This window comes from Paenibacillus lacisoli, assembly GCF_030580655.1.
GTDB lineage: Bacteria > Bacillota > Bacilli > Paenibacillales > Paenibacillaceae > Paenibacillus > Paenibacillus lacisoli.
On record NZ_JAUQTB010000002.1, the window covers coordinates 1 to 26,091 of the forward strand.

Here is a 26,091-nt window from a genome sequence, read left to right on the forward strand (position 1 = left end):
CTAAGTCATTCTTGGCGTTTGTATACGTGGCTGCCATTTTCAAATTGACTCAATGAAGAGTTTTCAGACACGACCTAGTTTCTCTTATCAAAACTCGCATTATAGAAACATTAATCCCTCTTTATACTTTATTAACATTCGAGATTTTTTCCCTAAAAAAAGGAAGCACCTAACACTCTAAAGTGAGCACGGCGCTTCCTGTGTTAAAAAAACATTCAAAAAATTATCCGTTGTTCTCAGCAAGCAAAAAAACTTAAACGACTAACTCAACCTCACATGGATCAGTCAGTTATAATCAATTATTTCTTTCTAAATTTTTCAACTAAACCGTGAATAATATCGAAGTACTCCCTAAGAGATGTACTCGAATCCTTTAACACTATATTTGTTATTGAGAAGGGTCTCCTTTTGTATCCGACTTTTCCTCCAATATTATTCACAATAGGCTCCCCAAACTCATCATAAACCCAATCTGCTCCGAAGTTATTTCGGATGATTTCTCCATAACAATAGCTAATCACCATAATATCATTTTCATTCGGATTGAGTTCAAGCAAATGATCGAGGATGTCTACAGAATTGGAACTAAAAAGGTCAATGTTATTTCTTGCAATAAATTCTTTGATAACAGGCTCCCATGTAATGTCCAGAAAGTTCTGAGCTCTAGCCTTCTTAGGAGCGTTATCTTTAAACCACTTTAAAGCATAATTAATCGTAATATCACCTATAAGTTGCAGCTTCTCTCTTAGAGAATCAACACTATCATAGAATTGCCATTCCTCTAATTGACCTAATAGTAAGGCACTGTTATTGAAAGTGGTTCCATTGGAATAACTGCATCGTATTGCATTTTTATACCTAACACTCGTATCTAGCATGATGTGATCGTAGTAACCATCCATCTTTCGTGAAAAATCCCACGTGCCTGCAGTCTTTTTATATTCCGTAAAGTTATGCTCAAAAAATAATGGTAGTAAGATTTCCTCTATTTCCTTTGTTATATTCATCTTATCCTCCTTATGGAATCACTGGAATAAATGGTACGCCAGGGAAAGGACTTAATCCTCCACCTCGATTTTTGTTTCCACCAAGAGGTGGCATACCATTAGGTAAAGGGGTACCTTCAGGGTAGTACTCAGCTCCAAAGAACTTTTTGAACGAATTTGTTATTTTATCAATTATCGATTTTGGCTTTGTTACCTCCTTTGGATCAATAGAAGTTTCTTGCCTATTAGCAGGGCCATAATAAATCATACCCGGTTCGTTAGAATAATAAGTGTAATATCTTATTTCTTTTTTTGGATCAAATGGATTTAGTATTGCTATGCCATTAGGATTCCAACTAGTACCTGCTATTGCTCTAGCATCTAAATCACCCCTGAATCCATTCTCATTAATTCCTTCAATATATCTTTGTAACTGAGCACTTCCAACACCATTTCCCCTCTGAGATATCGGCTTTAGTTCAAATATTTCATATCGATGTTCACCAGTTTTTAATGCAAAATCTATACGTCCATTTTTGCCACTTGTAAGTGTTACATTTTTCTCTGTAAAAGCTATCTGCTGGCCTACAAATATGTTAATTGTCAGGAACAACCTTTGTAATTGCTTATGCGCCATATTTCCATATGCAAAACTACCAAATTGCGGCGCATGACCAGTTGGATCCCAGTACTTCAAAGGATTGTTATTAACGTAAGCATACAGATTAAGACTTATAGGATCAATTATACTACCAGTAAAAGTATCTTCGCTAATAAATCGGCCCATTTCTGGGTCATACCATCTTGCCCGCAAGTATTGCAGTTCAGTAGCATCATCCCATAACTCACCAGAATACCGGAATGGATTATATACTTTTTCCTCTTTGTAGGTGATGCTGCCCCACAGGTTATACTTATAACGATTTAATAGTTCTCCAGCTTCACTTCGCAATTCCGTGATGTCACCATGGCCATTTGTTGAAATATAAGCCTTGGTTCCATTAGGATATTGTATGGCTTCCAACTTCTGTCCTCGAATATAGTTAGCTTTAAGTTCTGGCTTACCATCTTTAATAGTAGCCTCCGCAACAATCTGATTTCCATCATAATAATAACGGCTTGTGATACCATTCTCCGTTCGTTCCGTTAGCAAACCTTCTCCATTATACTTATAGTTTACTTTTTCACCTGCCTTATTAACCTGCTGGAGCCTATTCCTAGAATCAAAAACATTTTCCGTCTCATGAGGTACGATTTCACCCTCAGTCTCTAATGTAAGTCGATTGCCTTGTTTATCGTAACTATAACTTTCATTATCAAGTGATGATGTACTGATTCGATTCAGTTTATCATACTTAAAAGTATCTTCCGAACCACCTTGAGTACGATTGACAATATTTTTATTGCTATCATATTCGTATGTGTAACTATTTAATCCAGCCTTATCTTTAATTTGATCTAAACCAGTTAAGTCCAAACCATTATAACGTCTGTGGCTTTCTACTCCATTCACTGTTTGTGTTGTATCTTGAAGACCGTTAAGGTAGTAGCTGTATGTTGCATCTGCTTTATCTTTACTACTCCCTACTGAGTTCATTCGATTCATAGAATCGTATGAATAATATACATCGTTCCCAAAAGGTCCTGTCATATGAGTCCGGTTTCCATTGAGATCATAATCTAACCTTAGCGTAAGCCCATCTGGGTACGTAACTTGGGTCAAATTTGAAGTTAATGGATCATACTGGTATGATGTGAGCCCTATGGTGTCCTTCATGCTCAATCGTTTACCAGTGTTGTCATACGTGAATTTGACTATATCGTCCGGACTTTTCTCCTCTAGTAAGCGGTCACGCAGATCATAGGAATAATCAAATATATCTCCATTACGATCAATCCACCGTAATAGATTACCACTTTCATCATAATATTTTTTCTCTGAAATTCCTAACTTATCAGACGTTAAGATTTCTCGAGCCAACTCATCATATTTCTTCTCTTTACTATTACCGTCTGGATCAGTTGTTTTAGTCAAATTACCCATCATGTCATATTCATAGCGATTAATGCTACCATTAGCGTCTGTTACGGATACCAATTGACCTAACACGTCATAGTTAAATGTAGTGGTATTTCCGTTTCCATCTGTCTCTTCGATAACTTTGCCCGAGATATTATCATAGGAATTTTTAGAAAGCATAGTCAAAGAATCATCTAGTTGCTTCTTCTCTTCCGTTTTCAGAAGTTGTCCCCAGACATCATAAGTTTCAGTCAATGAATATCCTTCGGGGTCAGTCTGGATAACTTGTCTAGAAGGATCGGAGTACCTAGTCATGTTGATGGTACCATCAGCAGCAGTAGTACTAGTTATTCGATTCCAACTATCATAGTCATAGCGTGTTCGATTACCCAATGCATCTTCTGTCCAGCTTTGTCTGCTATACGGATCATATCCTGTTCTGCCTGTTATTACGAGGCTATCTTTATAATATCCTTGCTCGATTTGCTGCCTCAGTGCGTTCCATCGTGTGTACGACTGAATCCCTGCTTCGTCCGTGACTGTAACTGTGTTCTTAAAGTCATCGTATAAAGCAGAGACAACCTTGCCATCTGGATAAGTGACTTTAATGGTTCTTCCCAATGTATCATACTGATAGCTTGTTTTGTGCTGATTACCATCCAAAGTGGAGGTCTGCAATCCTGTCGTAGGATCATAAGCTGAAGCATTCGATATGACGCGGACATTACCATCTGCATCCGTTACATTCATACTCTGTTTGGTTAAGAAAGCATTCTGATATTCATTGCTGTATTCGTTAGTTGTTGCAATCGATTGGTTATCATTTTTAATCGTTTGACTAATCGGGTTCCCGTAACTGTCATACGTATAATTAACTTGTCTTAGGAGTGCTCCAGAATCACTGTCCTTCCGTACAATTAACTGAGAAATGGCACCTTGTGGGGTACGAGTATAGGCCATGTACAGTTTAGCATTACTAGTTACTGGACTAGTTGTACTTATTAGCCAGTGTTTAGCACTATCATACGTATTAGTTGTTACTTGTCCTTTTTGATCTGTTGATTGAACGACGTTGCCATAGTCATCATAAAATGTGCTTGTTGTTAATCTATCTCCTGTCTGATTGTTGCTAGTTACAGTACCTGTTGGAGACGTAGACATGTAACTACGGTTCCCAACCTTTTTACCATAACTATAGCTAGTCAATTGCTCTTTTCCTTCTGCAGCTTCGACTGTGCTGTCCAAGTAATACTGAGCTGGTGTACTATCATCAATGAAATTTTTTCGATACATGTAAGTTGTGTTCGTGAGTCCATTATTGATAACAGTCTTAAAATTAGTGTTTTGTCCATAGCTGTTTCCAATATCGGATGGGTAGCTTAGTGTTTGTCGATTGAAATCTTCCGTCTCTGCGTTCTCATAGGTGATCTGATCTTTGCGTGACAAGAGACGGTAACTCTCATTTATCGCTTCAGGACCGATATAACGTTTTACGGCGTTATCTTCATACTGATAAATGGATTTGGCTCCCGTCGGATATTGAACAGACGTTATAAGTGCATAGGGGTTAGAAACTGCCCTCTCTGGATTATTTGTCATCAAATTAAATTTGGCATCTGCAATTTTGTACGAATAAGTGGTCTTCCGTCCCAATTGATCTGTCACAGAGTCTAGTAGTTCAACACCGTTTTGTGAATGCTTATCATACACAACAGTTTTGGTGCCTGATGTCACAGTTACCTTAGAAGTCGAATACTCAATATTAATTGTGTTACCGATTGCATCTTTTACCTGAGTTAGCAGTTTACGTCCATACATAGCATTTTGCTCATATCTAAATTGAACATTATTTCCATAGGCATCAGATGTTTGGAGTAACCGGCCGTCTCCAGTGAAGTATTGTTTTTGAGTTCCGTCAATGGTTGCCAGAACATATTGAGATACATCACCGTTTAGAGATATAGAACTGTCCTGGTTGAGAGAAAGACCTTCCCACTCGTAATTTTTGAGCGTGTTACCCTCAACCTCATAACTTCCACCAGTTTCAAGGTAAACTCTTTTCTTCCCATCCTTAATTTCGATGTAAGGAAGATTCCAAGACCATCCCTTACCAATCGGGTATAATTGTTCTTCAAGAGGCTGAGAAGTTTTATTATAATACGTTACGTCCGTACCTGTTCCCACCTGATATGCTTGTACTGATGCGTTTGGATTAGGCGCCAGGTAATAGTTATAACCATTATCACTACCAAGAGCAGCATTCGGAGCAGAACTAATAGTCTCTTTGATTTGGTTGGCTTCTGACCACAACTCATAAGTATCCGTTACTTGAGTAACATTTTCTGGTGGACCCTCAATTAATTGGGTATCGACCCATGGCAAAACAGAAACACTATATGCATACCTCTGCCTTGCACCACCAGATAATGTAACCCAGGAATCAAAACGAATATTTGAATACGTTGCTGGTTTTGTTACATAACCTTGGTACGTCTGTGTATAACTTCTTGTGTCCTTCGCTGGAATGGTATATGAACCAGTATAGGTAGCTACCCAAGATTTAGTACATACATAATTCGCTCCAGCAAGATACGGAGAGGCGCAGGCTTTAGTATTTTCAGTAGAAGTACGATTTAACGTAACCGTATACCCATCTGCTGTTGTTGTCTTAGTATCAGGGCATGAAGTCCCTGTACCAGTCGCATACCAATTCCCTTTAGCATCGTATTTACCAGGTATTGAATTTGTACAAGTTTGAGCTGGTGCTTGTTTTGTAACTGCAGGAGTATACGTTCCTGATACTTGTGGAGAACCTAGGGACGTCAATGTTCCACTATAGCCTCCAGAACTATACGGAATGGAGTATGCAAAACTGTTAGTAGAACTATAGCGATAATCAGTCACAGATTTCGTATCTGCAGGTGTTGTGTAAACTGCTCTCTGGCTAGCTGCATTATCAGCATCAGTTCTAGAATTGTAGGTTCCTTTTGTAATCTCTTTACTTTCAAGGATAAAGGTTTCATAGTCTACACTACCATCACCATTGTTATCCACTTGGGCCCATTTATCCTCTGTGTACTTGACAGCGTACTGCGTTGTTACTTTCTTACGAACTGCGTTATACTGCACAAAATAGTTGTATATTGGATAAGGATATGTCTTATAACCGAAGTCCATATCATAAAATTGAGATGAGCTTGTGTCATATTTCCTAGTGAGTGAAAAACCCATACCATTTCTACCAGGAAGGGTTGCATCCTTTTGTTCTAAGGTAAGGCTGCCTGTAAGGTTAGAAATCGATTCACCATTACTGCCTACAGAGTAAGGCGCTTGGTTAAACGATGACTTATTATAGACCGGTGCTTTTTCCGAGACATGTGGCTCTTCTCCAGACACTGTAGTACTAAGAGAAACAAGACTTTTTTGCTCGTAAACATCATCGGTAACCGAAGGAGCCTCTTCTTCATTTTTCTCATCAGCCCCATAAACATCATCCGTTACACTATTTGACCCATCACCATATACTGCCTCAGTTACTGGGAAGTAATCATATTTTTTCACAATGCTAGAATCATCAATGTCTACACTGTTAATATCCAACAATTTATTATCCACTTCGCTGTATACTTCAGTCGTAACTGATTGTGATTCATTACTTTCAAGGGGGACTAAACTTTTCAACGCTTCCTTAAAGTCTATATGGCTTAAATCTGCCTTATAAAAAGCAGTAAGTATCTGATTTAGTGTATAACCTTGTTCAAGGTAACCCTGCACAAAGGACTCTGTAGTCCCAAAAAGCTCAACGATACGTTGCACGGTTAGCTGATTATCTTGCACATCATCTGCAGATACTCTCGGTCCGGTAATGCCAGCAATAAGGCTCAGTAATAAGGAAGTGATTACTATGATTGATAAATATCTTTTTATCGTTGTTATCTTCAATTAATTCTCTCCGTTCGATATACAATCCTTAAACCTATGGGTTAATAATTGTTGTTTTAATTAAATTTCCGTTTTTATCGTAAGTGTAAACAATTTTCTTGCCTGACTCATAAGTTATACTGATCAAGCGACCGGCGGAGTTATATACATATGTGTACTGTTTAGATGCTTTTTTCTTAACTGAGTTACTCGGATCAGATACATTCCCTGTTTTATCTCGGGCACGAATCGTAAATGTATACTCCATTTTTGGGTTTAGTGTATTGATAATGTAATTGGTTTCCGTTGTTGTTCCTACTAGAACATCGTTTTGATAGATGTTATAACCAGCCAACATCTCGTTTCCTTCTAAAGATTGGTCCCATGACAATTTAATTGAAGTACCATTCAACACTTTAATTTTTAAGGCTTGGGGTGCAACCAATGGCTCTATCTGTTTAGGGCTATCATTTATCTCAATCTTGACTGGCTTGTTAGAAGTACCGCCCTTAGCATCAGTCATTAATCTCCCCCAGATAAATATTTCAGAGTTCTCTGTAACAGCCATGCTAGTAGCACTGCCTGCACTAATAGAGTCAACTTTATTTATCCCGTGTACTAATGACGGTGACAAATGATTAACATTTGTCTCGTCTCCAAGCTGTCCATTTATATTGCTTCCCCAAGAGAGCATAGATCCATCTTGTTTTAAACCCATACCGAATGTATTCCCTAAAGCAAGCTGTTTGATTGATTTTAAACCTTCAATTTGAATAGGTAACGGCCTGTTCACTTGGGTTCCATCGCCTAACTGACCACTGCTATTTATTCCCCATGCCCAAACATTATCTTGGTCATCAATAACTCCTACATATGTGGTTCCTAAATAAATGTGCTTGATACTTCGAGGAAGAACGATTTGAATGGGAACATTGCTTCCTTGCTGAGTTCCATTGCCAAATTGGTAATAGGAATTACTCCCCCATCCCCATACGGTACCGTCTTTCTTTAAAGCAAGAGTTGTATCGCCTTTTGCAGCAATCTCAATAACATCAGATAAATTAGGTACTTGGACTGGAGTTAACAGAGAAAAATCAGAAGAATTACTACCTATTCCCAACTGACCGACATAATTGCTTCCCCAAGTCCAGACCTTTCCCTCTCGGGTTAACGCCACACCATGTGACGCACCCGCTTCAACATCTATGGCATCTCTGATCGAAGTAATCTTATTAGGCTGGTTGTCTGTTCCACGCCATTGAAAGATCGTGCTGTCAGATGTAAGAACCAGACTTGATAAATTTCCTGCAGCAACATCTACTGCATTCGATAACGAAGGTATCTGACCTACTCCGTCTGTGTAAGAAGCAGTAGGTCTTCCTAATTGGCCTTGTGTGTTTGATCCTGCAGACCAGACAGATTGATCCTTTCCAAGAATAAGGAGATGCTGCACACCAACTGAAATCTTATTTAATCCGTTTGAGGCTTCAGCTGCTACTGCACTAATGCCCCCAATATTTAATAAGTTTGCGACAATAACCAAAAACAAAAAAACAACATTACATTTTTTCATGTTTACTCCGTTCTACTATCTCCATTTTGTGATTAAACTCTGTAGCTCCTTTCTATAAGAATCCTCTCAACTTCTATGAAACTTTTGAAATAGCTTACTAATTATCAATTATTTTTATCTTGAAAGATATGGGCTTTTTTTGTAGAAAAAAGACTTTTTTGTCGAATATTAACCATTTATTAGATACACCAACCTGTTTATTCATTAGATACTTCAAATTAGCAGTTATAATCCACCTTAAAATCAGCTAGTTATGTAGGTTGCTTAATTAGAATATCCTCCTTATTTTCTTACGACTTTACGATAGATCGGCGATACGACTATCATTAAATCTAGAGTTTATTTTTGAAAACTAAAGCCTGTCGAAGAAGAATAGTTAGCTGAAAATACTGCCTTGTTCCTATCGATTATGATCTAAACTATCCCCTCTTCCTTGGCGTCACAAGTCTTATCTAATACGGATTAGATCACTTTTTATCGACATTAATAAATAACAAACAAAGACTAAATATATGACGGATTGTAATATGAAGTGCGACACCTACTGGAAATAAATAAAAAATGGCCCATGGCCGGATTCGTGTAGAATGAAGTCACCACAGCACCATTCACACAAGGAGAATCCAACCATGAGCTACAGACATCTTAGCGTAATCGAACGTAGCAAGCTAGAAATCCTCCACAGACATGGTAGAAGCTCAAGAGCCATTGCGAAAGAACTGGGTAGGCATCCATCAACGATTTGTCGTGAGTTTAGATCGTATGGCTTCATCACATCCATATCAGGCAGAACAAGCTCAGAATGCTTATGAGGAGCGTCGGAAGACTTCGGTTTCTCCAGGGAGATGGTCCGATGCCTTGGCTGCTTCACTGGAGGAAAAATTGGAGGCAACGTGGTCTCCAGAACTAATCACCGAACGTTTCCGCACCGAAGACGGCGTGTAGTCTCTTTCAAAACCATCTATCGCTGGATCTATGCAGGGCGCCTGGTTGAAGGCGTAATACAGGTTCTTCGGCATAAGGGGAAGCGTCAGAAACCCGAAGAAACGCGCGGTAAATTCGCGATTGGAAAGACTATTTCAGATCGCCCGAAAGAAGTCCGTTCCCGTGAAACGTTTGGGCACTGGGAACTGGATACTGTTGTATCCGGTCGTGGGAAAAGTAAGGGCTGCGTAGCAACGTTGATTGAACACAAAACACGTCTATATACCGCTGTTTTCATGCCTGATCGCAACGCTTTGTCGATGGAGATTGCGCTCGGTGTAGCGATCTCACAGTATCCCACGGGAACCTTCCTCACAGCCACGGCTGACCGAGGCAAGGAGTTTGCATGCTATGCCAATCTGGAAACCACCCATAGCCTACACGTTTATTTTGCTGATCCGGATTCATCCTGGCAACGCGGTTCCAACGAGAATGCGAACGGATTACTTCAAGAGTTTTTCCCTAAAGGTACCGATCTCGCGGGGGTGAATGATGATAATCTCGCCCATTCACTCGATCTAATAAATCACAGACCACGAAAATGCTTGGGTTGGAAGACCGCACACAAATCTTTCGCAGAAGAACTGTCGCACTTGGTCTGACAATCCGTCATATACATCTTCCAACAACATAAAAAACCCACTCCTTGTATAGTCATTTTATACAAAAAGTGAGTTTAACAAGCCGCTGCTTTTCAGTTGAATTAGAAGGACGTATATCACCGTATTTATCAATTATAGTCAGCATGTTTATCCTCGCTGAATGAAATAAACGGTGAATTACGTCCAATTATTCAAAATCGAAAAGAAAGCAGAACCATCAAATGCCGGAGGTAAATAGCTCGTAAAGCCTATTCCTCAAACTCAACGTTGTGATACACCTGCTGAACGTCTTCCAGATCCTCCAGCGCATCGATCAGCTTCTCGAATTGTACAGCTGCATCGCCTTCCAGTGTCACATAGTTCTGTGCCAGCATGGTAAGCTCTGCTACAGTAAAGTCGGTGACGCCTGCATTCTTAAATGCTTCCTGTACAGCATGAAATTGATCCGGCTCTGCATATACGATAACTGCATCTTCTTCTTCAAGAATGTCTCGTACGTCAACGTCAGCTTCCAGCATGATTTCCAGCACTTCATCAGAAGTCTTGCCTTCTACACCGATGACGGCTGTCGGATCAAACATGTAAGCGACGGATCCGCTGACGCCCATATTACCGCCATTTTTGTTAAAAGCGGAACGGACTTCAGGAGCGGTACGGTTCACATTGTTCGTCAACGCATCCACGATAATCATAGAACCGCTCGGCCCGAAGCCTTCGTAGCGCAGCTCTTCATACATCTCGTCGCCGCTGCCTTTTGCTTTGTCCAGCGCCCGGTCAATAATGGCTTTCGGTACGTTATACGTTTTAGCTCGTTCCAGTACAACCTTAAGTGCACGGTTAGATTCTGGATCGGGCTCGCCCTTTTTAGCAGCTACATAGATTTCCACGCCAAATTTGGCGTAGACCCGGCTGGTGTTTGCGTCTTTCGAAGCTTTTTTCTCTTTAATATTATTCCATTTACGGCCCATAATATCGCTCTCTTTCACTTATGAATCTTGTACACTGGCATTCCTTGTCCCTGTACATTATATCTTCTGACGATAGGTTAAACAAGTTGTACGGCCTGTTTCTTAGAAACATATAGAAGCCGGACTGCACCTGCAGACCGGCAGTTCCATCCGGATCACCAATCGGTTCCAGATGAATTTTTTGAAATAAATTCGGATCCCGCCAATACATCTTCTCTCCTGGGTGCACCTTCACCGGATGAGTTCACATAGGCCCACCCGACTCTTGAAACGGGATTTTTTATCGCCGATACGGTTCCCCATTCCTTGTAGATGACCGTCGCTTCGTTCTCCGGACGGTCCCAGTTGTGCCACCCCTCAGGATGAAGATGCGATTCCATTCGGCAATTTACAAATTCGGTCTTTGCAAAAGGCCGCCACGGGCGTCCCAGATAGACAGGTCCCGTATCCCCTTGAGCAGAAAGATAACAGCGGTTCAGGACATACCCATATGGCTGATCCTGAGGGGTCGAAGCCGCGGTAATATATCCTTCTGCTCCACGATAATGAGGCAGGCTGATCATCTGACAGTGATCAAACCAGGCGGCAGCACCGCCGAATATGAAATCAACAGTTCCCTCAATGACACAATACTCATACAGCTGCCTGCAGATCCGATGCTTTTCACGTAAAGGGATTCCCTCAAAAGGTTTACCCTCCTTTGTAGAAGGCGGCAGCGGTCCGGTAAACAAAGTGTCCTGATACCCCTTAAATGTGCAGTAACGAAACACTGCCTCATCGCAGTGGGCATAGACAGCCAGCGCCTGGCCGATCTCCGGACCTTGCCCTGCACTGTTCGTGACGGTTATGTTCTCCATGATTATTTTTCGTCCGCCCAGAAATAGCGTAGGGGTAGCAAATGTTCCAATAGGCTGCCCGGAGGCATCCTTTTGTCTAGCGCAGGTATTCATCCGGATCTCTACCTCACCCAAGCCCTTGATATGCAGATAGGATCGGTATATTTTGACCGCTTCTTCATAGACTCCCGGCATAATATACAGCACATCCAAATGTTCGTTCACATCGCCGCTCTCATCCGCAGTTCCGTTCCACGTCCGCTCCAGCGCATCCACCGCCTCCTGGATTTTTGAATAATCACAGTATGGCTCCGGACCCACCCAGACTTCAGCCATAGATTCACCTCCCTGATTGCCGGTGTGTGAGTGTTTTTATAAGTGTTTTGCCAAAAAGACCTTCCAACGCTTCCGCATCTCCGCGGTCTCCATATGACCTCCACCACCACTTACAGCGTGCCAATGGTCCTTCACTCCTGCCTCGGCATAGGCCCGGCTCAAGCCTTCATCCAGCAGCTGTATTCCTTCAGGTGGGCAGAGACGGTCTTGCGTACCGTTCAAGCTCATACGCGGCCTGGGTACAATCCGCTTTTGTATGTCCAGCGTAGTGAAGAATTTCAGCAGGCCCGGTACATAGGAGTAAAAGCCATGGTGGTCCAATCCCCGCTTTTGCAAAAGCGTATGGGCATCCACCTGCCCGCACAGATCAACCGTCACCTTAATCCGTTCATCCAAAGCGGCCAGCCACCAGGCCATCAGACCGCCCATAGACATGCCAATGGTTGCAGTCCGGTTCATATCAAACTCTTCCCGGGTCTCCAGATAATCCAGCAGTCTGCGGCTGTCATACAGCATCATGCCCCACAGCACGCGTCCCTGCCACAGCATTTCCTTCACTAATTCGCTTTCCGTCTTGCCTGACCGTTCATTGAAACCCCACATATCAATACAGCAGGCGGCATACCCCATACCGGTTAATGTCCGGGCGAACGATGGCTGCTGAAGGTAGCTGCTGCTTTCCGTAAATTCACGCCGCCCCATATTATAATTGCCGCCATGAGAATGATTGAAGATCACGATCGGATACGGCGGTTTCACGTGCAGGGGAACAGCGATGGAAGCGGGTACGGACTGAATTCCATTCAGATCAAGCAGCCAAGTCTCCAGCCGATAACCCTCCTGTTCCTCTTCATTCAGCTTTTCGCTGTGAATCGAACCGCCATTCGGAAGATCACCCAGCAGCTTCAACAGCGGATCTGTTTGTAATGAATCCGACATCAGCTACACTTCCTGTTCACTAAGGTCCAGCTGCGGCGGCGGTGCGCTGACCGATTCAACGAGCGGCTGGTTATTGCTAGTTCCTTTGGACCTGCAGTCCTCGACTTCAACGTCTTCGCCATTCTCGATATAGAAGGCCGGCCCTTCATGGTTCTCGATGGTAACCTGCCGGAAGCTCACTTCCCGCACATTACCTAGATAGAACCCTCGTCCGGCCATGTCTTCAATGCCTGACATCATGGCAGGACGTCCGGGTTTCGGATTGTTTGCCATGGAAATGGCAATGTTATTGAAGGTGATCTCCGATATATACTGCTCCGCCAGCCCGTACATAAAGCCTGCGGCAGCGTGGACCTCCCGTGCGGTAATATCAGAGAAATGAATCCGGCGGAAAGACGGCGTTTCGGACGTAACCGGATATGGATTTTTATCCCACACATATTTATCTTTCCCGCGCGGACCGCAGAAATAATAGAGATTCAGGATGAACGGGCAGATAACATTCTCCATGATAATGTTGCTGACCCGCACATCTTCCACTACACCGCCGCGTCCCCGTCTCGATTTCAAGCGGATTCCCCGGTCAGTCTGTTGGAAAATACAGTTGCTGATGACGACATTGCGAATATTCCCGCTCATTTCACTGCCCAACACAACGCCGCCATGACCGTGAATCATCGTACAATTCGTAATGGTTATATTCTCGCAAGGGATCCGGTCAGGGGTATCTTCGGTCCCCGCCTTGATCGCAATACAGTCGTCCCCGACATCGATGTGACAATTGCTGATCCGCACATTACTGCAGGACTCCGGATCAATTCCGTCTGTATTGGGTGAATCAGCCGGGTTCAGGATGGATACATTGTCGATCGTAACATCACGGCAGTTTATCGGGTTAACCGTCCAGCTCGGGGAGTTTAACAACGTCAGATCCCGAAGCGTAATCCGCCGGCAGCTGTCAAAACTGATCATTTTGGGGCGAGGATACTGCAGTAGTCCCCGGTGCTGGCGGAACAGCTCCCACCATGGGGCGCCATTGCCATCGAGTGTACCCGCACCGCTTACACTTACATTTTCAAGATTTTGTCCGAAGATACAGGATGCGTATACTTGCCGATCCACCCCTTCCCAGCGTGATGCCACAACCGGGTAATCTTTAGGATCACTGCTGAACGACAAAACGGCACCAGGGCTCAGATGAAGTTCAATATGACTTTTCATCATAATAGCTCCAGTTCGATAGGTACCCGCCGGGATGTACACCTGGCCTCCCCCTTGATCACTGGCCGCCTGGATGGCCGCCGCAATCGCCTGAGTAGAGAGCTTCTCGCTGTTGCGGAAAGCACCGTAGTCGTCAATATTGTATACACTCATCGTTCATGCTCCCTTCCGTTCTCTATTCAGTCATGTATTCATAAGCCGCACATGCTTTGAGAAAAGCACCCAGCCCCTTCTGGTCATTCGTCACGATAGGTTCACTAATATAATAAGCAAAGGTTCCGTCCCTGCGGTCCTGGCCGCCAAGACCTGCCACCTGGCATACCTTGTTGAGATTCACCCAGCCGTTCTTCGTCATGAGCACAAATTCCGTGATCAGTCCGTTAAATCCGCGGTCAAGCGAAGCCTTCCAACGGCTGCGCTCCAGCAGCCCCAGTTTTATTCCCTTGGCCAGCGCATATACAATCATGCTGGAAGCGGAGGCCTCGAGATAATTGCCTTTAGCCTGTGGTTGATTAAGCACCTGATACCAGACACCGCTTCCCTGATCCTGAACACGTTCAAGCGCCGTCAGAGTCCGCTTCAGAATTCCGCTCAATGTATCATAGTCAACATGTTCCCTGGGAAGCAGCTCGAGTACATCCACAAGCGCCATCACAAACCAGCCGAGTGAACGCCCCCAGAAGTTCTCGGACAAGCCGCTCTCGGGGTGGCACCAAGGCTGTACTTTCTTCTCATCCCAGGCATGGAACAGGAGGCCGGTTTCCGGGTCGCGGGTATGCTGCTCGCAGAGGATGAACTGGCGTGTTACATCGGACAGATCCCCTTCAGGTTCATAACTGAGCAGAAACTCCAGGTAAAAGGGTGCGCCCATATATAATCCATCCAGCCAAATCTGATAGGGATAAATCTGCTTGTGCCAGAATGCCCCCTCTGAGGTTCTAGGATGGTCCTTGAGCTGCGCCCGCAGCCGATCCGCCGCTGCACGGTACTTGGCTTCTCCGGTCTCACGATGAAGAACGAACAGCAGCTTCCCTGTATTAATGTGATCAATATTATATTCGTCTGCACGGTATCCAGTAATGGAACCGTCATCATTAATAAAGTGATCCATATTGGAGCGAATGAATTCCAGATACGACGGATTTCCGGTCTGACGCCACAAAGACTCAAACCCTTTCAACACAACTCCGTAATCATAAGACCACTTGCCGTTATATCCCAGATCCTCATATAGACGCGGTGTCCGTTCCATAATCGATTCTGCCGTCTTTACTGCCCATGTGCTGCTCATGCCCGTTTCCCTCACCTTCTGTTGATAATGTTAAGTCTTCCTTTTATGATTTCGCCCACCATACTTCGGGACCGAGACAGGCTTCCACTCGAAATGTACCTGCCTCCTCATCGGTCAGCTGAGAGGCCCATGACACCCGCTCATCCGCCGCTGCCCCGGGTCCTTCAGAGGCGTATTCTGCATACCTCACTGTAGTTCGGACCGCCTGTGTCTTATCCCAGTCATGCCAACCTTCGCGTTTGATATGATCTCCCATCCAGCAGCGAAGGAAAACGGTCCGGGCATAATCTCTCCAGGGTCTTCCCAGATAGACACTGTCTTCACCAGCATCACTGATCAGACGGCACCGATGAAACACCAGACCCACCTGATGATCCATTGGGGTAGCCGCAGCCGTAATATAGCCGTTCACCGCTTGACCCTGATCTACACTAACAATGTCACAGGCTTCAAACCAAGCTGTTCCGGAGCCGAATATAAAGTCGATGTCACCGACAATTCGGCAGTTCTCCAAATAAATTCGCCCCGTTATATTCTGCTCTGCCTCTTTCGGCCTGCCGAGATATAAAGTATCCTGACGGGCACGAAATACGCAATTTCTGAATTTGATCCGATCTGCATCAACATATACCGCCACAGCCTGACCAACCTCTTCGCCGCTGCCGGCATCATTTTCCAGCTCAAATCCGGTTAGAGATACATCATTTCCTGTAACATAGACGCTGGCCGTAGCAAATGTCCCCATTGGTTTACCGTCTGCGTTTGGTTTGCGAGCAAAATCGCTCCAAGTAATAAGGACCGGACCTTCAGCAATGAATTCAACGTTCGGCTTATTGATGTACAGCTTTTCACGGTAGGTGCCTGCCATAACTCGGATGGTGATTCTGTCCTTATTTAGCTGTGGTATATGGTCTACAGCTGCCTGAATCGTACGAAAAGCCCCCGGATCACCATCCGAACACACAATTAAAGTGGGAGACATGCAGCTTCTGTACCCCTTTCATTAGAACTCATCCCACCCTGGAGGGGTGGGATGAACAAAGAATGATGCGCTTATTTCTTGGCTTTCGCGTAAGCCTCTTCGTATTCCTGGGTAATTTGATCTCCACCCTGTTTCTTCCAGCTGCTCACAGCATCCTTGAAGCCCGCTTCATCAATTTCACCCATAATAAATTTGAAGGTTGCATCGGTAATGATCTTCTGAAGCTCTGTCCCCTTTTCGTTCATCGTTGCAGAATCAAGCGGAACTGTTGGGTCAAGGACGGCAAACTTGTCGTTTTCACGTATGAGCTCATTGGACATTTGTTTCTCGGCATCTGCATCCTTCAGATCATACGTTACTTCGCTTGGCCGGGAGCTGGCGAATGGCTGAACATCGGCCTGCCACAGATCTTTGTTGATGACCTTGAATGCTCCATTGGCATCAATTTCATAATGGGTCCCTTCAATACCACCAGTCATGAGCATAAACACCTTCTCGTCCATCAGATCGTTGACGAATTTCAGCAGACGCTTCAGCTCGGCTTCACTTTTCACTTCCGATTTCGGGAACGCCAGCAGACCGCCGACACCGCTTCCTTCAGACCAGATGTGATATTGGCCGTCCCCTTTGGATATTTTGTTGACCGGAACCAGCTTCATGTTCGGCTGCAGTCCCTGTGACAGGTTGTGAAGATTGAGGATATCGACCATCCCTGTATAAATGCCGGTTTTACCCTGAGCGAACTGCTGCTGCTGATCTGTCTTCGCCGTTACGGCAAAGTCCTTGGCCAGATAACCATTCTGGTACAGCTTATGCGAGTAGTTCATGGTATCAAGATATTCTTGTGTATCAAACTCTGGCGTGAACTTGCCTGCATCGTCCACTTTCCAGCCATTTGGTGTGCCAAAATAGGAACTTAAAGTCTTGAAACTGCTGTAGCGCAGGTCCGAACGATCACCGAATCCGACCGTATCCTTTTTGCCGTTGCCGTCCGGATCATCCTCTGTAAACGCTCTCGCAACTTCGTACAGCTCATCCAGCGTTGTAGGCACCTTGAGTCCCAGCTTATCCAGCCAATCCTGACGGATGACAAATCCGGAACGGGCTAGATTTTTTTGGAAAGGAACTCCGTATAACACACCATCTACCGATGCGGCCTCACGGACTTTGGCCGGGATATTTTTCAGATTACTGAACTCATCCAAGTAAGGACCCACATCCCAGAACAGGCCTGACTTAAGCGAGCTGCGGACAGATGAATTGCTCATCATGGTCAGGGTTACGATGTCTGCCAGTTGACCAGATGCTAATGAAGTGGTAATGCGTTCTTCCTTGGAGGCGTCAGGCACCCAGTTGAAGGTAATTTTGGACTTGGTGTACTCTTCGATCTTGCTCTTCACTACATCGGTAGGCGGGGAAGCCGTATGCAGAATGTTCAGCCATGTCAGATTGACAGTTGAATTGTAATCATAGTTCTGGTCTGCCGATGCGCCTTCTTTACTTTTCTCTCCGCCGCAGCCGGTCAGCAATACCCCCGTTAACATCATCCCTGCAAGAACACCGCTTAACATTTTTTTCATAAGACTGCTCCTTTGCTAATGGATAAGGATTTTTATATATCATTCATCTGGAATACAGGCTCAGGTCTGGATCCATGGCGGACCGTATTTGTCTTGTGCTGTGCTAATGCTCGCCCTCGCCCTCCCCCTCGCCGTCCAGATGAAACTTGAGAACAAGTTGAGGTTCAGGCTTAGTACACTCCGTCTTCGCCCATTTTTTTGGCCAGCTTGTTGGACAGCATGACCAGAACCAGACCTACAATGCCTTTGAATAAGCCTACGGTCGTACTGAAGCTGAGCTGTCCATTCTTCAGACCGGCTGTATAAATATACGTATCGAAAATCTCAGCCACTTCACGGTTCAGCGAGTTCAGCAGCAGGTACATATGCTCGAAGCCCAAATCCAGGGTGCTGCCGATCTTGAGAATCAGAAGTGTAATGATAACCGGACGGATCGCCGGAAGGGTAACGTGCCAGATTTTGCGAAGACGGGCAGCGCCGTCCATTTCCGCAGCTTCATACAGCTGGGTATCCACCACCGTAATAGCAGCCAGATAGATGATGGTCGACCACCCAAGCTCCTTCCAGATGATCTGGCCGATATACACGGTTCGCAGCCATTCCGGTGAAGTCAGGAAGCTGATCTTCTGAAAACCGAGAGCGGCCAGCACTTCATTCAGCACACCGCCGTCCACCGTCATAAACACATAAGTAATCGAAACGATGATGACCCAAGACATAAAATGCGGAATATAAATGATGGTCTGAATACTGTTTTTGAAAAATTTATGACGCACCTCATTCAGCATCAAGGCCAATATAATCGGCAGCGGGAAAAAAATAATGATATTAAGGGCAAACAGGATCAGCGTATTGCTCAGCAGCATAAAAAAGGTGGGTTCTGTAAACAGCCGGACAAAATGCTTAAACCCTACCCACTCGCTCCCCGTAATGCCCAGATAAGGCTGATAGTTCTGGAAAGCAATCACCAGCCCTCCCATCGGCAGATATTTAAATACGATAAAATAAATTAAGCCCGGGAGAATCATCAGATAAAGCAGCTTGTTTCTTCGAATGCTGGCCAGCGTGGTCGATTTCGTTTTGGTCTTCTGCAGCTTGACGTCCACCGCGGCGGGAGTCGATACTTTCACAATGCCAACCTCCTTCGTTAGGTTCCTGAATAGAGCGTACGTGAAGGAGGTCGTTCCGTATATAATCATCTCATGATAGCGATTACATTTCCTTGTGATTCAAGGGTTTATACTCCTCCTGCCTCGCCAGATGATTATCGTCCAACCTGATGATTATAGGTGGAATTCATTCATCACAGTTTGTTTTCCCCTTGTGTTTATCTCTCAAAAGCAGACCTTAGAAAGTGATTATATACGGAATGAGACAGAGCTGATAACGTTGGATGCAAACGATTACAAGGAGGAACTAGCAGCTATGTCTAAATCCCGTAAAAAGAAAGAACCCCTGGGCAGCCGCATTTTTACTATTATTAACAACACCCTGCTGGTGCTGATCGCCCTTGCCTGTCTCCTGCCGTTCGTCAACATTATTGCCAGCTCATTCGCAACGACGAGCGAGGTGATGGCCAAGCGGTTTATCCTATTCCCTACCACATTCTCGCTTGATGCGTATCGCTACATCTTATCTACACCGATGATTTTTAAGGGATTGGCCGTCTCTATAGGCACCACGATTATAGGTACCATCGTCAGTATGGCGCTGACTGCGCTAATGGCTTACGCCTTGTCTCGTAAATACCTGCTCGGCCGTAACCTGATCAATTTTCTCATTGTCTTCTCGATGCTCTTCAGCGGCGGAATGATTCCAACCTTCCTTGTAGTCAAAGCGGTGGGTCTGATTGATTCCTACTGGTCTATGATTTTGCCGGTTGCTATCAACGCCTTCAATCTGATCATTATGCGCAACTTCTTCCAGGCGCTGCCTGACAGCCTTGAGGAGTCCGCTAAAATTGATGGCAGCACCGATTTCGGTGTGTTCTTCAAAATCATGCTTCCGCTGGCGCTGCCATCCATTGCCACAATCTCATTGTTTTACGCTGTCGCATACTGGAACACGTATATGAATGCCATTCTCTACATTAATGACTCCGCCAAATGGCCGATCCAGGTCCTGCTCCGGCAGATCGTTATTGTCTCCAGCGGCATGCAGGCAGAGAGCGGTGCTGTTGATGTTATTCCGCCAGCCCAGACCATCAAGATGGCGGTCATCGTGATTACGACCTTGCCAATGCTGATTGCTTATCCGTTTGTACAGAAGCATTTTGTCAAAGGAGCCATGCTCGGTTCAGTCAAAGGTTGATCGGGCTGACATAAGCAAAGGCTGCCCAGCAGTAAAAAATTCGGGCAGCCCTCTAATATGGTGCTTATGTCCAGCATTTTGAGCGGCCGCTAGAGAGCCTGATTCAGTTTACGGTAGGTACCTGGTGTCACCTGCTCCTTCTTGCGGAACGAGCGGATAAAATTCTGGGGATTCTGGTACTGAAGCCGTTCGGCGATATCCTTGATGGTCATGTTGGTCTCGATCAGCCATCTCTTCGCCATATCCAGCCGGTAGCTCATCAGATAATCACTAAAGGTTGTGCCGAATTCTTTTTTGAAGATGCTGCTGAGATAGCTTGGATTGTAATGGAGACGGTCGCCGATCAGTTCGAGCGACAGATCCTGATCGTATTCCGCACGTACAATGGCTGCGATCTGATCAGATAGGCTGCGGAATTGTTCTGTTGTCTTCTCCTTCATGCTCTTGACCATGGGCTGGATGACCTCCTCGACCAGAATGCGTTCAATCTCTTCCGGATTCCGGATATCAAGCAGCCGGTGGTACAGCATGGAATGGTCCGGCGACAGCAGGACATCACCGCCGAAGATCTGCTCCAGGCTGATCAGGTTGTTTACGAAACGGATAAGCATGACCTCAAAGTTCATCGGATGATGGCTGTGCTTCATCAGCGAACCGAGCAAAGGATACATTGTGCGAGAGACCTGCTCCTCATCCCCCTGACGGATGGCATCGAAGAGCTGTGTTTCCAGCTCGGCCGGATATTGAAGCATTACTTTACCCTGAACTACCGTCGTAATGTCATCATAAAAAATGATGGATTCCTTGCCTAAATGCAGACGATGATGAAGCGCCTGCTTGCTCATCTCACAAGCCTCCTTGCTTCGCAGCAGGTCATGATACGGCCGGCTGAAGCCGATGCTGACAGACAGCTTCAGATATTCCCGTGCTGACCGGATGACACTCTTCGCATCCTCCAGCATCTGCCTGCGCATGTCCTGTTCGCTGGCACCGTTGTACATCAGGATGGTAGCCTGCATCCTGTCATTTAGCAGGATCGGAATCATTCTTCGTTCCGGCGGCACGACCTCTTCAACAAGTTTGTTAACTGCCAGCAGCAGGACATCCTTGTCCGAAGAGGTCAGGTCACCATAATTATCCAGCTGGATGAGCATGGAAGCGAAGACCGATTGATCGTTCAGGGTATAACCGAAACGCTCCAACCCATGGTTCAGCTCCTCCCGGTTGACCCTGCTGCGGAAGAGGTTGAGAATAAACTGGGTTTCCAGCTCAGGCATCTCTTCTTCCATCAATCTTTCCAGGCTCTGCTTCTCGGTGAGAATCATATCGATGGAGCTGATGATCCAATCAATCTCATTGCTGGCTGTCGCAGGTGACATTACCGGCAGACTTCGCTGGATTTTCCGGATCGGTTTGGTAAAGTACAGTGCGATTACCCAAGCGACGATCACGATCAGAAAGGTGGTTACCAGTCCCATCAGAATCAGACCGTAACGGGTTGTCTTGAGCGCACTTGATATCTCCTGCGGATCAAGAAGTGTAACATATACCCAGCCGTTGTAGGAAGATTTGGAATAGATCGCGCGGATATCAGGATATCCGTCTTGTCCAAGGTCGGTCATTCCCATCCGCTGGTCTTTGCCCTCCCAGTTGGCCGCGGATTGCAGCCTGGCATCCTGGGGAAGGTGAAGCAGCTGATCCGAATTGTACATTAACTGACCCTGGCTGTTGAAAATGATCACGGCGTTCTCGTCGCTTTCCAGTGTCCGGTTCAAAGTTTGCAGTGAAATATCAGATAGGGCAATGGCCCTCTTGCTCTGAGAGAAAACGGGCAGCGTGTTGACAAAGCGAATCCCGTCGGTTGTCTTGACCCAGAACAGTCCATTGCTTTGTCCCTCGACATAGGTTTTCTTTAACTGGTCAATATCCGAAGGCTTGAGATGGGTCAGCCGTCCGTTTGAGATCTGCCAGCTCTGCACCAGGCTGATCAGTGTATACTGGGCATCTTCTATTCCCATGGTAGCGATATAATTCAATTGAGAATTGACGTCCCGGTAAGCGGCAAAGTCTCGTTCCGTGATCGGCTGATTAACTACTTGGCTGAATGAGCTCGTTGTACTGTAGGTGTTGAAGGCATACTCAATCGTTCGTATTTTTTGCTCCAGGGTATTTTTAGCCTGAGAGATAAAGCTTTGCTTGCTGTTGGCAACCCTCTCAATTAAGGAATTGTTCGTATTCATGTAAATGTAGCTTCCGAAGCTGATCACCAGCAGAACACCGAGCATCAGAATAGGAATAAAGATTTTGTAAAACATGATGCCTCTTTTCATTGCATAACCCCTTCTATAGCCATTTGCAGACACAACTGATCACTTGGCCGGCTAGCAGCAGAAATGGCGAGTAATTGAAAATAGCAGTAACTTTCATACCTGTATAGATTTGATCTTTTACAATTATAGCGCTTACATTTGAATACAGACAATAATTTTCCATCAGAAGCTTACAAAATGTAATGAGTTCCTTGTAATGACGCTCTTCGTTATCGTTTAACAGTAAATAGAATTTATTAACGCTATAGCACAGGAGGTTTGAACATGCTGAAAACACTGAACCGTGAACTTTATCCCGATCTTCCCGTCTATCCCGAGCGGATGATTCAGTTTGGCGGCGGTAACTTTATGCGTGCTTTTGTAGATTGGCAGCTGCAGCAGTTGAATAAACAGGGTCGCTTTATGGGAAGTGTGGTGATGGTCAAGTCAACGGATCACGGGATCGGAGATAAGCTGAACAATCAGAATGGCCTGTATACGGTGCTTCTGGATGGAATTGAGCAGGGAGCGCCTGTACATAAGGCCGAAATTGTCTCTACGATCAGCCGTGTGATCCATCCTAACGATGACTACAGGTCTTATCTGGCACTTGCTGAACAGGATGATCTCGAATTTATCACCTCGAATACGACGGAAGCGGGCATTGTCTATTTGGAAGAAAGACGCCCGGTTGATCAGGCTCCGGCTAGTTTTCCTGCCAAACTGACTGCCCTGCTCTACCGCCGTTATGAACTGGGCAAATCCGGTTTTGTCATTCTTCCTTGTGAATTAATTGATCGAAATGGCGAGAAACTGCGCGAGCTTGTTCTCAGGCATGCCGAGAACTGGCGGCTGGGAGAGGGTTTCACTCTTTGGTTGAACTCGGAGAATACCTTCACCTGCACCCTGGTGGACCGAATTGTATCCGGTTATCCTCATGCCCGGGCTGATGAGCTGAATAAGGAACTAGGCTACATTGATCAGCTGATGGTTAGCTCGGAGCCCTTTCTCTTCTGGGTAATTGAAGGGCCAGCCTGGCTGTCCGAACGACTTCCGCTGGATCAGGCCGGCCTTCATGTCATATTCACCGATGACATGACGCCATACCGGGAACGTAAAGTGCATCTGCTGAATGGTCCGCATACAGCCATGGTTCCGCTGGGCCTGCTCGCCGGTCTGCAGACCGTAGAGGAAGTCATGAACGATGAGGACTTTGCTCATTACATCCGCGGATTAATGAATGACGAGCTTATTCCCATGCTGTCCCTGCCGCATGAAGAACTCTGTTCCTTCGCTGATGCGGTGGTCGAGAGATTTCGAAATCCCTCCATACGGCATGAGCTGGCCTCCATATCATTGAACAGTATATCCAAGTTCAAGACCCGTCTCCTCCCTCTTCTGCTGCGTTATCAGTCGCTGAACAGCCGGCTTCCGTCCAGGATTACTCTGGCTATGGCTGCCCTTCTTCTGAGCTATCGAGGCGACCGGGTACAGCGTCAGGATGCGCCGGATATACTGGAGCGGTTTGACCGTGCCTGGCTGCATCCGGATACTTTCATAACCTCGATCCTGGAAGATGAGCAATTATGGGGTCAGGATCTGACAAATGTTCCGGGGCTAACTGCTGCGCTAGGAGATTACATCAGAATCCTGGAGAATAAGGGAGCGAGAGCTGCCCTGCATCACACCGTATAGGAGCGTGAATGGGATGAGATCATTAATGATTATGAATACACGGGATAATGTAGCGGTGGCGCTGAGGTCTGTCCATAGCGGAGAAATGATTTCACTGGAAGGACACTCATTCCAGGCTGCCGAAGATGTTACACAGGGACATAAAATAGCTCTCGGCGATCTGCAGGCTGGCGACCTCATCATTAAATACGGTTATCCGATCGGTCACGCCACCATGGACATTCGCAAAGGCGAGTGGGTGCATACCCACAATATCAAGACGAACCTGGCTGGTGAAGAGCAGTATGAATACGTACAGGACCTTCATCCGGTTGTGCACGCAGACCGGCAGCTGAGCTTCCAAGGATACCGGCGCCGGAATGGCAAAGCAGGAATCCGCAACGACTTGTTCGTTATCCCGACTGTAGGCTGTGTCAATGGTATCGCCGAACAGATGCTGTCCGAGTTCAGAGCGATTCACCCCGATCTGGGCGGGTTTGACAATCTGACCGTACTGAAGCATCCCTATGGCTGTTCCCAGCTCGGCGAAGATCATGCAATGACACGCAGTATCCTGCTGGATGCGGTTCATCATCCCAACGCAGGCGGTGTACTTGTTTTCGGGCTGGGCTGCGAGAATAATATCGTCTCGGAATTCCGGAGCATGCTGGGTGAATATGATCAGGAACGGGTAAAATTTCTGGTTGCCCAGGAGGTCAGAGATGAGGTCGAGGCCGGATTGGAACTGCTGGAAGAGCTGTATCATGCTGCCCGGAATGACGTTCGGGTCCCTATTCCTCTCAGTGAGCTGAATGTTGGACTGAAATGCGGCGGCTCCGACGGATTCTCCGGCATTACAGCGAACCCGCTGCTCGGCGCCTTCTCCGATTTTCTGATCTCTCAGGGCGGTACGACGGTTCTCACAGAGGTACCAGAGATGTTCGGAGCAGAAAAAATGCTGATGGCCCGTGCGGCGAGCCGCGAGGTATATGAACAGATCGTATCACTCATCAACAATTTCAAGCAGTACTTCCTCTCTTACGGGGAGCCGGTCTACGAGAATCCTTCACCAGGCAACAAGGCGGGCGGCATCAGTACATTGGAGGATAAATCACTGGGCTGTACTCAAAAGGCCGGCACGGCTCCCGTCGTGGATGTCCTGCAGTACGGCGAGAAATTGCGCCGGAAAGGGCTGAGTCTGCTGCAAGCACCAGGAAATGATCTGGTAGCTTCATCTGCTCTTGCTGCAGCCGACTGCCAGCTGGTGCTGTTCACAACCGGAAGAGGCACTCCGTTCGGCAGCTTTGTTCCCACGGTAAAAGTTGCAACCAATAATGACCTGTTTGCCAAAAAAGGTCACTGGATGGATTTCAACGCCGGCTCGCTGCTTGATACACCCATGGAGGAAGTGCTTGAACACTTTATCAGCTACATCGTCGAAGTCGCCAGCGGCAGACCAACCCGTAATGAACAGAATGAAGTGCGTGAATTAGCCATTTTCAAAACAGGTGTAACGTTGTAGGCTTTATAATGTAAGCGTTAACTATTTATGATAAGAC

Annotated in this window: 15 protein-coding genes and 1 pseudogene; 4 read left to right on the forward strand and 12 right to left on the reverse strand. The window is 45.7% G+C overall.

All coding sequences use genetic code 11. The features are described from left to right. Positions 1-299: 299 nt before the first annotated feature. The 3 genes from Q5741_RS03815 to Q5741_RS03825 are packed head-to-tail and all read right to left on the reverse strand — an operon-like array spanning position 300 to position 8,500. Positions 300-1,007: a hypothetical protein gene (locus tag Q5741_RS03815; RefSeq protein ID WP_305022740.1), complete on the reverse strand. Its 708-nt coding sequence runs from the start codon at positions 1,005-1,007 to the stop codon at positions 300-302. A 10-nt stretch (positions 1,008-1,017) separates the two neighbouring features. Then, entirely contained in the window at positions 1,018-6,948 is a 5,931-nt protein-coding gene (locus Q5741_RS03820) for an RHS repeat-associated core domain-containing protein (RefSeq protein ID WP_305022741.1), read from the reverse strand. Positions 6,949-6,982: 34 nt separating this feature from the next. Further along, the gene (locus Q5741_RS03825) at positions 6,983-8,500 is read right to left on the reverse strand and encodes an RCC1 domain-containing protein (protein ID WP_305022742.1); all 1,518 of its coding nucleotides are present in this window, start codon (positions 8,498-8,500) and stop codon (positions 6,983-6,985) included. 629 nt (positions 8,501-9,129) lie between these two features. On the opposite strand from Q5741_RS03825, the pseudogene Q5741_RS03830 reads away from it, so the two are divergent. Continuing rightward, positions 9,130-10,086 (forward strand): annotated as a pseudogene (locus Q5741_RS03830) (IS30 family transposase). A gap of 248 nt (positions 10,087-10,334) precedes the next feature. Here Q5741_RS03830 and Q5741_RS03835 read toward each other — a convergent pair. From Q5741_RS03835 to Q5741_RS03870, 8 genes are all read right to left on the reverse strand, one after another. Beyond that, the gene (locus Q5741_RS03835; RefSeq protein WP_305022743.1) at positions 10,335-11,054 is read right to left on the reverse strand and encodes a YebC/PmpR family DNA-binding transcriptional regulator; all 720 of its coding nucleotides are present in this window, start codon (positions 11,052-11,054) and stop codon (positions 10,335-10,337) included. Positions 11,055-11,209: 155 nt separating this feature from the next. Further along, complete coding sequence (locus Q5741_RS03840; RefSeq protein ID WP_305022744.1) at positions 11,210-12,226, reverse strand: pectinesterase family protein; 1,017 nt, start codon at positions 12,224-12,226, stop codon at positions 11,210-11,212. 36 nt (positions 12,227-12,262) lie between these two features. Then, positions 12,263-13,165: a dienelactone hydrolase family protein gene (locus Q5741_RS03845; RefSeq protein WP_305022745.1), complete on the reverse strand. Its 903-nt coding sequence runs from the start codon at positions 13,163-13,165 to the stop codon at positions 12,263-12,265. Positions 13,166-13,168: 3 nt separating this feature from the next. After that, complete coding sequence (locus tag Q5741_RS03850; RefSeq protein ID WP_305022746.1) at positions 13,169-14,539, reverse strand: glycoside hydrolase family 28 protein; 1,371 nt, start codon at positions 14,537-14,539, stop codon at positions 13,169-13,171. Positions 14,540-14,561: 22 nt separating this feature from the next. Continuing rightward, on the reverse strand, positions 14,562-15,677 hold the full coding sequence (locus Q5741_RS03855) for a glycoside hydrolase family 88/105 protein (protein ID WP_305022747.1): 1,116 nt from the start codon (positions 15,675-15,677) through the stop codon (positions 14,562-14,564). Positions 15,678-15,720: 43 nt separating this feature from the next. After that, the gene (locus tag Q5741_RS03860; protein WP_305022748.1) at positions 15,721-16,659 is read right to left on the reverse strand and encodes a pectinesterase family protein; all 939 of its coding nucleotides are present in this window, start codon (positions 16,657-16,659) and stop codon (positions 15,721-15,723) included. Between the two features lie 71 nt (positions 16,660-16,730). Beyond that, positions 16,731-18,239, reverse strand: coding sequence for an extracellular solute-binding protein (locus tag Q5741_RS03865; RefSeq protein ID WP_305022749.1), 1,509 nt, complete (start codon positions 18,237-18,239; stop codon positions 16,731-16,733). 170 nt (positions 18,240-18,409) lie between these two features. Then, positions 18,410-19,267, reverse strand: coding sequence for an ABC transporter permease (locus tag Q5741_RS03870; protein ID WP_407074319.1), 858 nt, complete (start codon positions 19,265-19,267; stop codon positions 18,410-18,412). Between the two features lie 397 nt (positions 19,268-19,664). On the opposite strand from Q5741_RS03870, the gene Q5741_RS03875 reads away from it, so the two are divergent. Continuing rightward, the gene (locus tag Q5741_RS03875; RefSeq protein ID WP_305022751.1) at positions 19,665-20,549 is read left to right on the forward strand and encodes a carbohydrate ABC transporter permease; all 885 of its coding nucleotides are present in this window, start codon (positions 19,665-19,667) and stop codon (positions 20,547-20,549) included. 89 nt (positions 20,550-20,638) lie between these two features. On the opposite strand, the gene Q5741_RS03880 is transcribed toward Q5741_RS03875, so the two are convergent. Then, positions 20,639-22,879 (reverse strand): helix-turn-helix transcriptional regulator, encoded by a 2,241-nt coding sequence (locus Q5741_RS03880; protein WP_305022752.1) that lies wholly within the window; start codon positions 22,877-22,879, stop codon positions 20,639-20,641. Between the two features lie 264 nt (positions 22,880-23,143). Here Q5741_RS03880 and Q5741_RS03885 point away from each other — a divergent pair, with 264 nt between their 5' ends. Continuing rightward, positions 23,144-24,553: a tagaturonate reductase gene (locus Q5741_RS03885; protein ID WP_305022753.1), complete on the forward strand. Its 1,410-nt coding sequence runs from the start codon at positions 23,144-23,146 to the stop codon at positions 24,551-24,553. A 13-nt stretch (positions 24,554-24,566) separates the two neighbouring features. Beyond that, the gene (locus Q5741_RS03890) at positions 24,567-26,054 is read left to right on the forward strand and encodes a UxaA family hydrolase (RefSeq protein WP_305022754.1); all 1,488 of its coding nucleotides are present in this window, start codon (positions 24,567-24,569) and stop codon (positions 26,052-26,054) included. Positions 26,055-26,091 lie beyond the last annotated feature (37 nt).